Annotated in this window: 11 protein-coding genes; 3 read left to right on the forward strand and 8 right to left on the reverse strand. The window is 60.8% G+C overall.

What is annotated here, in order from left to right; translation table 11 throughout:
* The first annotated feature begins 119 nt into the window (after positions 1-119).
* Positions 120-1,511, forward strand: a complete 1,392-nt coding sequence (locus tag HGP31_RS29580) for an L-cystine transporter (RefSeq protein WP_033043519.1) — start codon at positions 120-122, stop codon at positions 1,509-1,511.
* Positions 1,512-1,633: 122 nt separating this feature from the next.
* Here the strand turns inward: HGP31_RS29580 and HGP31_RS29585 are convergent, their stop codons facing one another.
* The gene (locus HGP31_RS29585) at positions 1,634-2,146 is read right to left on the reverse strand and encodes a dihydrofolate reductase (RefSeq protein WP_168759087.1); all 513 of its coding nucleotides are present in this window, start codon (positions 2,144-2,146) and stop codon (positions 1,634-1,636) included.
* Positions 2,147-2,231: 85 nt separating this feature from the next.
* Between HGP31_RS29585 and HGP31_RS29590 the strand changes: the two genes are divergently transcribed.
* Positions 2,232-3,602, forward strand: coding sequence for a DUF2868 domain-containing protein (locus tag HGP31_RS29590; RefSeq protein WP_033043522.1), 1,371 nt, complete (start codon positions 2,232-2,234; stop codon positions 3,600-3,602).
* Entirely contained in the window at positions 3,595-4,971 is a 1,377-nt protein-coding gene (locus HGP31_RS29595; protein WP_020797338.1) for a GTPase/DUF3482 domain-containing protein, read from the forward strand. The genes HGP31_RS29590 and HGP31_RS29595 overlap by 8 nt, the downstream gene beginning before the upstream one ends.
* A 9-nt stretch (positions 4,972-4,980) precedes the next feature.
* Here HGP31_RS29595 and HGP31_RS29600 read toward each other — a convergent pair whose 3' ends face one another.
* The 7 genes from HGP31_RS29600 to HGP31_RS29630 all read right to left on the reverse strand — a co-directional run bounded on the left by HGP31_RS29600 (position 4,981) and on the right by HGP31_RS29630 (position 13,553).
* Positions 4,981-5,511: a hypothetical protein gene (locus HGP31_RS29600; RefSeq protein WP_168759088.1), complete on the reverse strand. Its 531-nt coding sequence runs from the start codon at positions 5,509-5,511 to the stop codon at positions 4,981-4,983.
* 107 nt (positions 5,512-5,618) lie between these two features.
* Positions 5,619-6,182 carry a phosphonate degradation HD-domain oxygenase gene (locus HGP31_RS29605; protein WP_020797336.1) on the reverse strand — a complete coding sequence of 188 codons (564 nt, stop codon included), beginning with the start codon at positions 6,180-6,182 and terminating at the stop codon, positions 5,619-5,621.
* 162 nt (positions 6,183-6,344) lie between these two features.
* Positions 6,345-7,370, reverse strand: a complete 1,026-nt coding sequence (locus HGP31_RS29610) for a putative 2-aminoethylphosphonate ABC transporter substrate-binding protein (RefSeq protein ID WP_020797335.1) — start codon at positions 7,368-7,370, stop codon at positions 6,345-6,347.
* Positions 7,371-7,403: 33 nt separating this feature from the next.
* Positions 7,404-9,128: a putative 2-aminoethylphosphonate ABC transporter permease subunit gene (locus tag HGP31_RS29615; RefSeq protein WP_168759089.1), complete on the reverse strand. Its 1,725-nt coding sequence runs from the start codon at positions 9,126-9,128 to the stop codon at positions 7,404-7,406.
* Positions 9,128-10,204 carry a putative 2-aminoethylphosphonate ABC transporter ATP-binding protein gene (locus HGP31_RS29620; RefSeq protein ID WP_020797333.1) on the reverse strand — a complete coding sequence of 359 codons (1,077 nt, stop codon included), beginning with the start codon at positions 10,202-10,204 and terminating at the stop codon, positions 9,128-9,130. The genes HGP31_RS29615 and HGP31_RS29620 overlap by 1 nt, the downstream gene beginning before the upstream one ends.
* 207 nt (positions 10,205-10,411) lie before the next feature.
* Entirely contained in the window at positions 10,412-11,275 is an 864-nt protein-coding gene (locus HGP31_RS29625; protein ID WP_168759090.1) for a LysR family transcriptional regulator, read from the reverse strand.
* A 16-nt stretch (positions 11,276-11,291) separates the two neighbouring features.
* A complete protein-coding gene (locus HGP31_RS29630; protein WP_168759091.1) occupies positions 11,292-13,553 on the reverse strand; it encodes a heavy metal translocating P-type ATPase in 2,262 nt (753 codons plus the stop codon).
* Positions 13,554-13,569: the final 16 nt, after the last annotated feature.

Consider the following 13,569-nt stretch of genomic DNA (forward strand, 5'->3'; position numbering starts at 1 on the left):
TTCCAAAAACGACACTTTCAAGACGTTTTTGATATTAAATCATTAGATTTCAAGCTGTTAGGCTTGCCGGTTCGCAACTGCCCCGGAAGGCAGTTCGCACCTGTCTAATGGGAGTTCCAATGAATCTGCCGCTGATTCTCAATCTGCTGGTGTTCCTCGCCCTGCTGCTGGGCTTGGCACAAACCCGCCACACAACATTTAGCCTGGCGAAAAAAGTCCTGCTTGCACTGGTGCTTGGCGTGCTGTTCGGTGTGGCGTTGCACACTGTCTACGGTGCCGGCAACCCGGTGTTGAAAGCCTCGATCGGCTGGTTCGATCTGGTGGGCAACGGTTACGTGCAACTGCTGCAAATGATCGTGATCCCGCTGGTGTTCGCTTCGATCCTCAGCGCCGTGGCCCGTCTGCACAATGCCTCGTCGTTGGGAAAAATCAGCTTCCTGACCATTGGCACGCTGCTGTTCACCACCGCCATCGCGGCGTTGATCGGTATCGGCCTGACCAACCTGTTCGGCCTGACCGCCGAGGGCCTGGTGGCCGGCACCCAGGAAATGGCGCGCCTGCAGACCATCCAGAGCGACTATGCCGGCAAGGTCGCCGACCTCAATGTGCCGCAGTTGCTGCTGTCGTTCATTCCGCAAAACCCGTTCGCCGACCTGGCGCGGGCCAAGCCGACGTCGATCATCAGCGTGGTGATCTTTGCCGCATTCCTCGGGGTTGCAGCGCTGCAACTGTTGAAGGATGACGTGGAAAAAGGTCGGAAAGTGATCAACGCCATCGACACACTGCAAGCCTGGGTGATGCGTCTGGTGCGCCTGGTGATGAAGCTGACCCCATACGGTGTGTTGGCGCTGATGACCAAAGTGGTCGCTGGCTCCAACCTGCAAGACATCATCAAGCTCGGCAGTTTCGTGGTGGTGTCCTATATCGGCCTGGGCTTGATGTTTGTGGTGCATGGCGTGCTGGTGTCGGCCGCCGGGATCAACCCGTTGAGATTCTTCCGCAAGATCTGGCCGGTGCTGACGTTTGCTTTCACCAGCCGTTCGAGCGCTGCAACGATCCCGTTGAGCATCGAAGCGCAAACCAGCCGCCTGGGCATCCCGCAATCCATCGCCAGCTTCGCCGCCTCGTTCGGCGCGACCATTGGCCAGAACGGCTGCGCCGGCCTGTATCCGGCGATGTTGGCGGTGATGGTAGCGCCGACCGTTGGCATCAACCCGCTAGACCCGCTGTGGATCGCGACGCTGGTGGCGATTGTTACGTTGAGTTCGGCGGGTGTGGCTGGGGTTGGCGGGGGCGCGACGTTTGCCGCGTTGATCGTGCTGCCGGCGATGGGCTTGCCGGTGTCACTGGTGGCGCTGCTGATTTCGGTCGAGCCGTTGATTGATATGGGGCGCACGGCGTTGAACGTCAGCGGTTCGATCACGGCCGGGGCGATTACCAGCCAGGTGATGCAGCAGACGGATAAAGAATTGTTGGATGCGGATGAGCATTCTGAGTTGGCTCACGCTTAAGTCTTTCAGCGGCTGAGTGGGCCTCTTCGCGAGCAAGCCCGCTCCCACATTATTCCTGCGGTGTGCACAGCATTTGTGAACACCCGAGATCAAATGTGGGAGCGGGCTTGCTCGCGAAGCTCTTAGGCTTTTTCCCAAACTTCGAAGTTGTATGCCGGCTTGTCATCCACAGCCGGGTTTTCGATGTTGGACACCAGCTTCCACTGCCCCGAATCAAACTCCGGAAACCACGCATCCCCTTCCGGGCTCAGTGCCACACGGGTCAAGTACAACCGATCTGCCTGCACCAACCCCTGCGCATACAGCTGCGCCCCGCCGATCAGCATCAGCTCATCGACGCCCTGCTCTTTGGCCCACTCTTCAGCGCGAACCACGGCCGCCTCCAGTGAGGGGTAGACCTCCGCGCCTTCGAGTACCAGACCCGCCTGACGACTGACCACGATGTTCAAGCGACCTGGCAATGGGCGACCGAGGGAGTCCCAGGTCTTGCGCCCCATGATGATCGGCTTGCCCAGGGTGGTGGCCTTGAAGTATTTGAAGTCCCCCGGCAGGTGCCAGGGCATGCTGTTGTCGATGCCGATCACGCGGTTTTCACCGAGGGCTGCGATCAGGCTGAGGGGGAGTGATTTAGTCATGCCGGCGAGGATACCAGAGCCGCGCTTACCCGGATAAGCGCCACAGCGGTTATGCTCACAGTTCAATTAAGCGACGGGATGCCGCGTGACTGAACTGAATAATCTCTGGCTGACAGAAACCATCCGCCTGCGCGAAGAACACGCCGGCCCCCTGGAAGATCTGGAAGCCAATCGGCTGGCCCGCAGCGCCGGCGGCGATCTGCCGGCACGCATACAACGCCGCGCCCTGTGGCTGGCGGAACGCGATGGCTTGAGCGAGGCACTCAAACACTGGCTGCAGGGCGCTCGACTGGCGCTGATCGTATTGGCGGTGCTGGCCGTGGTCAGCGGCACCGGCTTGGCCTTTGCCGCGATGGGCGACGGCCTGCACCCGGTGAATGTGTTCTGGGCGCTGGGCAGTCTGCTCGGGATTAACCTGATCCTGCTGTTGAGCTGGGCCTTGGGCCTGGTGTTTGCTGGCGAACACGGCGCCAGCCTCGGCCGCTTGTGGTTGTGGCTAAGCGAAAAACTCGCCCGGGACGCCAAGGCCGCACAACTGGCGCCGGCCCTGCTGCTGTTGCTGCAACGCCAGAAACTCAATCGCTGGGCCATCGGTGTTGTGGCCAATGGCCTGTGGTTGTTGGCGATGCTCAGTGCTTTGGTGATTCTGCTGACGTTGATGGCAACCCGGCGCTACGGCTTCGTTTGGGAAACCACCATCCTCAGTGCCGACACATTCATTGCCATGACCCAGGCCCTGGGTGCGCTCCCAGCCTTGCTTGGTTTCAGTGTGCCGACTGAACAGATGATCCGCGCCAGTGGCGACGCCGCACTGAATATCGAAAGCGCCCGTCAGGCCTGGGCGGCTTGGCTGGTGGGCGTGCTGCTGGTCTACGGCGTCGTGCCGCGCCTGCTGCTTGCAGTGTTTTGCCTGTGGCGCTGGAAAACCGGCAAGTCTGCCTTACGCCTGGATTTGAACCTGCCCGGTTATGCGCAACTGCGCGAACGCCTGATGCCTACCAGTGAACGCCTGGGTGTCAGCGATGCCGCACCGGCTCAACTTCATCGAGTGGAAAGCGGCGTCAGTGAACAACAAAGCGATGGCGCGCTATTGGTCGCGATCGAACTGGACGACGACCGCCCGTGGCCGCCACAACTGCCCAAGAGCGTCAGCAATGCCGGCATCCTCGACAGCCGCGAATCGCGGCACAAACTCCTCGAACAACTGAGCCGCTTTCCGCCTGCTCGCCTGGCGATCGCTTGCGATCCACGGCGCTCGCCGGATCGCGGCAGCCTGGCACTGATTGCCGAACTGGCCCGCAGCGCCAGCGCGACCCGCATCTGGTTGCTGCAAGCGCCGCCGGGTAAAGCGCTGGATGCCGAACGCCTCGGCGATTGGCACGTGGCGCTGCAACAGCTTGAGCTGCCGTTCGCCGATTGCGCACCGATGAACTGGCTGGAGACGGGCCATGACTGACACCAGGAAGCAGCCTCTGAAACTCGCGGTCGTCGGCCACACCAACGTCGGTAAAACCTCATTGTTGCGCACCCTGACTCGCGATGTCGGTTTCGGCGAAGTGTCCCACCGTCCCAGCACCACGCGGCATGTCGAAGGTGCGAGGTTGTCGGTAGATGGCGAACCTTTGCTTGATCTCTATGACACGCCCGGACTGGAAGACGCCATCGCCCTGCTCGATTACCTCGAACGCCTGGAGCGCCCCGGCGAGCGGCTGGACGGCCCGGCACGGCTGGCACGTTTTCTTGAGGGCAGCGAAGCCCGGCAGCGCTTCGAACAGGAAGCCAAGGTGTTGCGCCAGTTGCTGGCGTCGGACGCCGGGCTCTATGTGATCGACGCCCGGGAACCGGTCCTTGCCAAATATCGCGATGAGCTGGAAGTGCTGGCCAGTTGTGGCAAACCGCTGCTGCCGGTGCTGAATTTTGTCAGCAGCACCAACCACCGCGAGCCGGCGTGGCGTGAAGCGTTGGCGCGTTTGGGTTTGCATGCGCTGGTGCGCTTCGACAGCGTCGCACCGCCGGAGGATGGCGAACGCCGGCTCTATGAAAGCCTCGCGCTGCTGTTGGAACATGCACGTCCACAGCTTGAGCGGTTGATTGCCGATCAACAGGCACAACGCCTGGCGCGCCAGCAAAGTGCGGCGCGCTTGATTGCCGAATTGTTGATCGATTGCGCCGCCTGCCGGCGCAGCGTGGTCAGCGAGGCCGAACAGGAACAGCAAGCCATCAACGAATTGCGCAAAGCCGTTCGCCAGCGCGAACAACGCTGCGTCGAAGCCCTGCTCAAGCTCTATGCCTTCCGCCCACAGGACGCGGCGGCCAGCGACTTGCCGCTGCTTGATGGGCGCTGGGGCGACGACTTGTTCAACCCGGAAACCCTCAAGCAACTGGGCGTGCGGGTCGGCGGCGGGATCGCGGCCGGTGCAGCAGCCGGCGCCGGAGTCGACTTGCTGGTCGGCGGTATTACCCTCGGCGCGGCGGCTCTGGCCGGTGCGATTGCCGGCGGCGCCCTGCAAACCGTGCGCAGTTATGGCAGTCGGTTGCTGGGCAAGATCAAGGGCCAGCGTGAGCTGACGGTCGATGACAACGTGCTGCGGCTGTTGGCGCTGCGCCAACGGCAACTGCTGCAAGCGCTGGATGCCCGTGGGCATGCGGCGATGGACAGCATCCAGGTCGCCACGCCCCAGGACAAGACCTGGCGCGAGGGCACACTGCCGGAAGCGCTGAACAAGGCACGGGCGCACCCGCAGTGGTCGTCGCTCAATGCGCATCCAAAGTTGAATCAGGCGGAGCGTCAGGAGCAGATTGAGGAGTTGGCGCAGCAGCTTTGATGCGGTTGATCAGCGCCAGTTGAACTTCACATAGGTGGTGCTCAACACCATGACAAGCTGTTGGTCCACCGCATCCTGATTGCCGTCGTTATTCATGTCGTAATTGACCAGCCAGTCCAGCTTGCCGTCGTTATTGGTGTCGTAGGCCGAGGCGGTGTAAGCGATGCTTTGATCTGAAGGTTTGCCGACACCCTCATGAAAGTGCAGGCGTACGGTGTCTGGCGAGCCGTCCCTGGCAAAGTCCTCTGTAAATATCTTGAGATAACGCTCCCAGGTAGTTCCACGATTGAACCAATTGAGCCGCAGGAACGCGTCTGAAAACGATTTGAGTAACCGTTCGTCCTTAGTGTTTTCCTTACCGTCGTTATTCACATCGCCAACCTGAAAATCAACTTTGCCATCGGCAGTGATATCCAGTGCATATGCCTTGTGAACGAGCCGATCTTCGGCACCGTTAGTCTCTTCGAAGAAATGCAGGAGCACGGTGTCAGCCCTGCCGTTTGCGCTGCGGTCCTGGGCAGTGATTTTCAAATAACGCATGGGGATAGCTCAGATCAAAATAGGGTGATCAAGCTATCCCGTACCGCTGAAACCCTCTGCGCGAATAATCTCTACCTCGTGTAGGTTTTTTCAGCAGTACTTGTCGTTCAAGCCACCTTGGGCAAAAGGCCCAGAGCCTTGCGCTTCAAAATATCGAGATCCAGAAGCGGTACGTTCATCTCCTTGGCCATCTCATCCCACTGCCGCATGCGCAAACTCACCGTGCACAGCGGGTCTTGTTCGAACGCCTCTGCCTCGGCAGCCGACATCACCCCACCCTGATACTCCAAGGTCCGGCGACTGGCTTCGCTCAAGCGCTCGTAGTACCCCGGCTCTTTCAGCGTCAGATACCGCTTGGCTTGCACGTGGTACTCCACCAGCCGCGCCATGCGCTCGCTGAAGCCGACGCTGCGCAAGTAATTGGCGCCCAGCCGTTCATGGCTGACCACGCCAAAGCCGCCCATATTCTCGGCGCCTTCGGCGCAGATGTGCCCGATGTCATGGAAAAAAGCGGCAAGCACCACTTCGTCATCGAAGCCCTCGGCCATCGCGCACTGCGCGGCCTGGGACATGTGCTCGATCTGCGACACCGGCTCGCCGATGTAGTCGGCATCGCCGAAGCGTTCGTAGAGGGCGAAAACCTTGGCGACTGCTTGTTCGTTGGGGCTCATCAGAAGTCTCGCGATGAAGTGGGATGAGTGCTGAATTGTAGACCGCCTTCGCGGGCAAGCCCGCTCCCACAGTGGACAAGGTGATGGACAAATTGTGTGCACACCAACGATCCCTGTGGGAGCGAGCCTGCTCGCGAAGATGCCCTTTCAGGCGGCGGAGATTTACTTGGCCGCCACCTTCTCGGACTTGCCGTCATAACGCTTGCGCCATTCGGTCAAAATCTCGTCGCGATTCTTCGAAGCCCAGGCAAAGTCGTTCTTGATCAAGCGCTGTTCATAGTCAGCTGGCAACTCGGTCTGCGGCTTGGCGATTCCCGGCTGTGCGAGTACGGCGAAGTTTTCTTTATAAAGCTCCATCGCCTCGGGGCTGGCCGAGAAGTCCGCGAGTTTCTTCGCGGCGTCTTCATGTTGGGTACCCTTGATCACGGCCGTGGCTTCGATCTCCCAGCCCAGGCCTTCCTTCGGCAGGATGATGTCCAGCGGCGCGCCCTGGCGCTTGAGCTGGACAGCCGGGTATTCAAAGGAAATACCGATCGGGAACTCCCCCGCCGCCGCCAGTTTGCAAGGCTTGGAACCGGAGTGAACGTACTGGCCGATGTTCTGGTGCAGGCCGTCCATGTAGGCCCAGCCCTGCTTCTCGCCGAAGGTTTGCAGCCAGGCGCTGACGTCAAGGAAACCGGTGCCGGAAGACGCCGGGTTGGGCATGACGATCTTGCCTTTGTACTCTGGCTTGGTCAGGTCTTGCCAGCTCACGGGCTTGCTCAGGCCCTGCTTTTCGGCTTCGACGGTGTTGAAGCAAATGGTCGCGGCCCACACGTCCATGCCGACCCAGGCTGGCGGGTTGGCGGCGTCGCGGTAGTTGCCGCCAATCTTGCCAAGGTCTTTGGGCGCGTAGCTTTGCAGCATGCCTTGCTGGTCGAGGATTGCCAGGCTCGATGCGGCCAAGCCCCATACGGCGTCAGCTTGTGGGCGGTCTTTTTCGGCGAGCAATTTGGCGGTGATGATGCCGGTGGAGTCGCGCACCCATTTGATCTCGACGTCCGGGTTGGCTTTTTCGAACGCCTGCTTGTAGGTCTTGAGTTGCTCGGCTTCGAGGGCGGTGTACACCGTCAACTCGGTTTTCGCCGCAAAGGCGTTCAGGCTGAAAGCGGTGAGGACAGCAGCGGCCAGGGCCATAGGCTTGAACATGATCTTTTCCTGTAGTTGAGTTGAGAGGGTGAATCAGTGACCAGGCGCGGTCTGCCGCCAGGCTTGCGAGCGACGCAGCAAACCGCGCGAAGCCCAGGCCAGCAGCAAGGACACACCCGCCGAGGTGAACAGAATCAGGGTCGACATCGCCGCCGCACCACCGACATTGCCGGCGTCGTCCATGTTCAGCACCGCGACCGCCGCGAGAATGGTGTCGGGGCTATAGAGGAAGATCGCTGCCGAGACGGTGGTCATGGCCGAGACGAACAGGTAGCGCACAATATCCAGCAGCGCTGGCAGGCAAATCGGCACGGTGACCCGCAAGTAATGCCGATAAAGCGGCGCCTTGAGTGACAGCGCGGCGGCTTCGAACTCGGCATCGAGTTGGCGCAGCGCGGTGGTGGCGGTCATTTGCGCAGTGGTCAAATAATGCGCAATGGTGCAGACAACCAGCAGGGTCATGGTCCCGTAGAGCACATGCAGCGGGTTGCCGGTGAGGTTGAAGAAGAAGACGTAACCCAAGCCCAGCACCAGGCCCGGCACCGCCATCGGTACGAAACTGAGCATGCGCAGGGTCAGGTTCAGCCCGCGCTGGCCCTTGGTTTTCTCCATCAAGTAGGCGCCGGTGAAGATCAACAGGCTGCCGATCAGCGCCGTGCATAACGCCATCTTCACGCTGTTGCCATAGGCCAGCCAGCCGCCACCCGCGGTGTCGTTGAACTGGTAGTGGTTGAGTGACAGCGACAGGTTGTACGGCCAGAATTTCACCAGCGATGAGAACACCGCCATGCCGAACACCATTAGCAACGCGGCGCAGATCAGCAGAACCACGACCAGGTAGCAGCCGTCGCGCAGCTTCGACGGTGCCGGTTTAAAGACTTGCGCCCGACCGCTCATGGAATCGCCATGACGCCGGCGCAACCAGGCATCGACCCCGAAACTGAACAGCGCCGGCAGCAACAGCACCATGCCGATCAACGCGCCGCGACCGAACTGTTGCTGGCCGACCACCGCCTTGTAGGCTTCCAGTGCCAGCACTTGATAGTCGCCTCCGACCACCACGGGTACACCGAAGTCAGTAATGGTCAGAGTGAACACCAGACAGAACGCAGCAAATACCGCCTGACGGGTCGCTGGCCAGGTGATGCTGCGAAAGGCTTTTGCCGGACTGGCGCCCATACTCGAGGCGGCATCGAACAGGCGCGCATCCGCCAGGGAAAGCGCTGACAGCAAAATCATCAAGGCGTGTGGGAAGGTGTAGATGACCTCACCCAGAACGATGCCCCAGAAGCCGTAGATGTTATCCGAGAGCAAGCCGCGTAATAGGCCCTGGTTGCCGAACAGATAAACCAGGGCAATCCCCGGCAGCATCGAAGGCGCCATCAGCGGCAATAATGAAATCCCCCGCCAGATGCCCTTGCCGGGAATCAGGGTGCGTTGCAGGGCGTAGGCAAACAGGTAGGCCAGTGGTACGACAATGACGGCGACGCTGAGAGATACCTTCAGGCTATTACCCAGCAACCAATGGAAATTGGCACTGCTGATCAATTCTTGAGCAGCCAACCAGCCTCCGCCCTGCCCGGCTTCGGCACTGAAGCCGCGCCAGAAGATGGCCAGCAACGGCATCAGTACCGCGACGCCAAGCAGCACCAGCAAGAGGACTTTGCCGCCGACCACGAACAGCCGGTCGCCAAGTTCGGCACGGGAATACTTCCGCACCTGCTTGTGCGTCAGCGGCAGCGCGATGTTCGAATTCATCAGGCAAACACCTGCAGGCTCTGTGGCGGCAAAGCCACCATGATCTGCTGCGCGCCAAGACGCGGCATGGCTTCGGGTGCCAGCTCGGCCAACAGTGCGTGGCCAGGCAAATGGTCGAGCTCGAAGCTCATCCGACAGCGATTACCCAGGAAGGTGATTTCGCGAACCCTGGCCGGAAACAGGTTTTCTTCATGCACCGGCGGATTGACGTTGATCGCTTCCGGGCGACAGAACAAACGACCCGAGGCATTTTTTGCGCTGCCGTCGGCCAGGCGCAGGTTCATCCCGCCGACTTGGGCGTGGCTGTCGCTGTTGCGGCTGAAAGGCAGCCAGTTGCCCTGGCCGACGAACTCCGCCACGAACGGCGTGGCCGGACGGTTGTAGATTTCCTGCGGCGTGGCGTACTGCTCGACTTGGCCGTTGTTCATCACGGCAATGCGGTCGGCCATCAGCATGGCCTCGTCCTGGTTGTGGGTAACCATCAGGGTGGTGATGCCGAGGCTGCGCTGCAACTGACGCAGTTCGGTGCACAGGTGCTCACGGACGCGGGCATCGAGTGCCGACATCGGTTCGTCCAGCAGCAACAACGAAGGTGCCGGGGCCAAGGCGCGAGCCAGCGCTACGCGTTGCTGCTGTCCACCGGACAACTGGCCCGGGTACTTTTTCTCACTGCCGCTCAGGCCGACCAGTTCCAGCATCTGACCGACACGCTGACGCACCTGTTCGCGGCCACTGCCGGCCAGACCGTAGGCAATGTTCGCTTCGACGGTGAGATTGGGAAACAGTGCGTAGGACTGAAACAGAATGCCGTAGTCCCGCGCTTGGGGCGCCAGGTGGGAAACGTCGCGATCGCCCAGGTACAGCTCGCCGCTGTCCTGCTTTTCCAGCCCGGCGATGCAACGCAGCAAGGTGGTCTTGCCGCAGCCCGATGGGCCCAACAAACACACCAGCTCACCGGCCGCCACGTCGAGGGAAACGTTATCCAGCGCAGTAAACGCGCCAAAGCGCTTCTGTACACCGCGCACCTTCATCGGTGCGCCAGGGTTGGTCAGGGCAGTTGCGATCGAGTTGTTCATGGACGGACCTCATCTGGCAGATGGGGCCATCCTAGGGTTGTAATGCGTCCGTCATGTGGCAGTGAGGCAAAAACCGCCGATAGTGGTATTCAAGGATTTTGGTTGCCTGGACTGACCTCTTCGCGAGCAGGCTCGCTCCCACAGTTGACCGCACGCCCCTGTGGGAGCGAGCCTGCTCGCGAAGAGGTCGGCATAGACACCAGAGATTCAGGCAGGGGACATTTCCTGCGCCACCCCCAGAAACGCCGCTGGCAACCGCGCGTTTTTTCGCTCCTTGAGGCAGTACAGGTACTCCGGAATCTGCGGCGCATTCTCGATGGTCAGCACGCGCAGTTGCGGATCATGCGGCACTTCCTGGCGGGCAATAATGCTGATGCCGATATTGCGCAACACCGCCTCACGGATCGATTCGCGGCTGCCAATCTCCAGCAGCGGCCCGAAACCGACACCGGCGCTGGCGAGCAACTCTTCGGTCAAACGCCGGGTGGTCGAACCCGGTTCTCGCATCAACAATGTGTGCCCTGCCAATGCGCCCAGCGGCACGTGATCGTGGACCGCCAGTGGATGATTGCGATGCACCGCCAGCACCAGCGGATCGCTGCCCAGCACCCGTCGAATCAGCCGCGCATCCTCCAGCAACTGCGAAGATGCCGCAACATCCACCCGGTACTCCTCCAAAGCTTCGAGCACCTGCTGGGAGTTGCCGATTTCCACCGACACCTCCACCTGCGGCAGGCGTTCGCGGAAGGTTTTCACCAAGTCGAGGATGTAGTACGGCGCCGTAGCGGCGATGCGCAACATGCCCTGGACCTGCCCGCTGTTACGCAGGAAGAACTCGATGTCGGCTTCCTGTTGCAGCAGTCCCTTGACCATCGGCAACAGCCGCGCGCCCTCATCGCTGACGCTCAGGCGACGGCCGCCCCGGTAGAACAACTCAACTGAGTACTGGCTTTCCAGGTTGCGAATCTGGGTGGTCACCGTGGGTTGGCTCAAACCGAGCTTTTTCGCTGCCAGGGTGATGCTGCCCAGGCGGGCGACCATGTAAAACGCCTTCAGCTCGGCACTCAGCACAACTGTCCCTCATCGTTTATTTGCGCAGCAGGCGCAAGCCATTGAACACCACCAACAGGCTCACACCCATGTCAGCGAACACCGCCATCCACATGGTGGCGAGCCCGGCGAAGGTTACCCCAAGAAAGATCGCCTTGATGACCAATGCCAGGGCAATGTTCTGCTTGAGGATGCTCGAGGTTTGTCGCGACAGACGAATGAAAGTCGGAATTTTGCGCAGATCGTCGTCCATCAGGGCGACATCGGCGGTTTCGATTGCCGTGTCTGTGCCAGCGGCAGCCATGGCGAAACCAATTTCGGCGCGCGCCAGTGCGGGCGCATCGTTGATGCCGTCACCGACCATGCCAACGTTATGGCCCTGAGCATACAGTGCTTCGATGGCTTGCAATTTATCAGAGGGCAGCAGATCCCCTTGTGCCTGGTCGATGCCAACCTGCGCGGCAATCGCCTCGGCGGTGTAGAAATTGTCGCCGGTCAGCATCAGGGTCTTGATGCCCAGGTCATGTAGTTGCTGGATCGCTTCGCGACTGGACTCCTTCACTGTGTCGGCCACGGCAAACAGCGCCAATGGGCCGGATGAATCGAGTAGCAGCACTACGGATTTACCCTGTTTTTCCAGCGCGAACAGCGTCTCTTCCAGCTCCGGTGAGCACAGGTTCAGGTCTTCGACCAGCCGATGGTTGCCCAAGTGATAGGTTTGGCCGTTGATGTCACCGCGCACTCCACGCCCGGCCAGCGCCTCGAAGTTATCCACAATCAACAGCGGGTGTTGTTTATCCACAGCGGCATTGGCGATGGCCAACGACACCGGGTGATCCGATCGACCGGCCAGTGCTGCGGCAATTGCCGGCACCGAGGCATCGGCCTTGGGATCAAGCTCCAGATAATCAGTCTGCACCGGCTTGCCGTGGGTAATCGTGCCGGTCTTGTCCAGCGCCAGATAGTCGAGCTTGTAGCCACCCTCCAGATAAACACCGCCCTTCACCAGAATACCTTTGCGCGCCGCCGCCGCGAGGCCGCTGACGATGGTCACCGGCGTGGAAATCACCAAGGCACAAGGACAGGCGACAACCAGCAGGACCAGCGCGCGGTAGATCCAGTCAAACCAAAGCGCATTCATGAACAGCGGTGGAATCACCGCCACCGCCAGGGCCAGGACAAACACCGCCGGGGTGTATATTTTCGAGAAGCGGTCAACGAAGCGCTGGGTCGGCGCCCGCGCGCCTTGAGCCTGTTCGACGGCGTGAATGATCCGCGCCAGCGTCGAATGGTTCGCTTCAGCAGTCACGGCATATTCCAGGGAACCGGCCTGATTGATGGTGCCTGCGAATACCTTGTCGCCAACGGTTTTCTCCACCGGCAGGCTTTCACCCGTGATCGGTGCCTGGTTGATGGTCGAACTGCCCGACACCACTTCACCGTCCAGGCCAATCCGCTCACCGGGGCGTACCCGCACCCGTGCGCCGAGTTCGATGGACTTGACGTTTTGCGCAATCCAGCGGCCATCGGCTTGCAACACCGTGGCCTGCTCCGGCGCCATCTGCATCAGGCCGCTGATTGCATTGCGCGCCCGGTCCAGCGACTTGGCTTCGATCAGCTCGGCCACGGTAAACAGGAACATCACCATCGCTGCTTCCGGCCATTGCCCGATCAGGATTGCACCGGTCACCGCAATGCTCATCAAGGCGTTGATGTTCAGGTTGAGGTTCTTCAGGGCAATCCAGCCCTTCTTGTAGGTTGCGAGGCCGCCACTGAGGATCGAGACCAGAGCGATGACCGCCACCACCCAGTTCGGTGCAGCACTGGTGAAGTGAATCACTTCGGCCACCAGCGCACCCAGACCCGATAACGCCAATGGCCACCAGGGCTTTTTCACCGGCGCCGGGGCGGGCGCTTCAACACCCTGCTCCAGCGGCTCGGCTTGCATGCCGAGGGACTTGATGGCGTCGATGATCGGTGCAGTGCCTGGCAAGTCGTGGGTTACGCCGAGCACACGGTTGATCAGGTTGAATTCCAGCTGCTGCACACCCGCCAGTTTGCCGAGTTTGTTCTGGATCAGCGTTTGCTCGGTCGGGCAATCCATGGCCTCGATGCGGAAGCTGCTAAGCCGCGAGTTGGCGGTCGGCGTTTCGTTCAACTTGATCAGCGACGGCGCCGCCACTTTGGCGGAACAGCAGGAATCCCCGGGGCCGCCATGCTCATGTTTGTGCGCAGGCTGAAATTTATGGCTGTGATCGTGATCAGCCTCGGGTTTGTGGGTGTGAAGGGAGTCGCTCATCGGGTCGCGTCCTTGA

This window comes from Pseudomonas umsongensis (genome assembly GCF_012647205.1).
Classification (GTDB): Bacteria; Pseudomonadota; Gammaproteobacteria; order Pseudomonadales; family Pseudomonadaceae; genus Aquipseudomonas; species Aquipseudomonas umsongensis.

Bases quoted from the DNA above. Each gene is read 5' to 3' on its own strand.
- HGP31_RS29610 (WP_020797335.1), bottom strand. From the start codon at position 7,370: ATGTTCAAGCCTATGGCCCTGGCCGCTGCTGTCCTCACCGCTTTCAGC.
- HGP31_RS29615 (WP_168759089.1), bottom strand. From the start codon at position 9,128: ATGAATTCGAACATCGCGCTGCCGCTGACGCACAAGCAGGTGCGGAAG.
- HGP31_RS29600 (WP_168759088.1), bottom strand. From the start codon at position 5,511: ATGCGTTATTTGAAAATCACTGCCCAGGACCGCAGCGCAAACGGCAGG.
- HGP31_RS29630 (WP_168759091.1), bottom strand. From the start codon at position 13,553: ATGAGCGACTCCCTTCACACCCACAAACCCGAGGCTGATCACGATCAC.
- HGP31_RS29620 (WP_020797333.1), bottom strand. From the start codon at position 10,204: ATGAACAACTCGATCGCAACTGCCCTGACCAACCCTGGCGCACCGATG.
- HGP31_RS29585 (WP_168759087.1), bottom strand. From the start codon at position 2,146: ATGACTAAATCACTCCCCCTCAGCCTGATCGCAGCCCTCGGTGAAAAC.
- HGP31_RS29580 (WP_033043519.1), top strand. From the start codon at position 120: ATGAATCTGCCGCTGATTCTCAATCTGCTGGTGTTCCTCGCCCTGCTG.
- HGP31_RS29605 (WP_020797336.1), bottom strand. From the start codon at position 6,182: ATGAGCCCCAACGAACAAGCAGTCGCCAAGGTTTTCGCCCTCTACGAA.
- HGP31_RS29595 (WP_020797338.1), top strand. From the start codon at position 3,595: ATGACTGACACCAGGAAGCAGCCTCTGAAACTCGCGGTCGTCGGCCAC.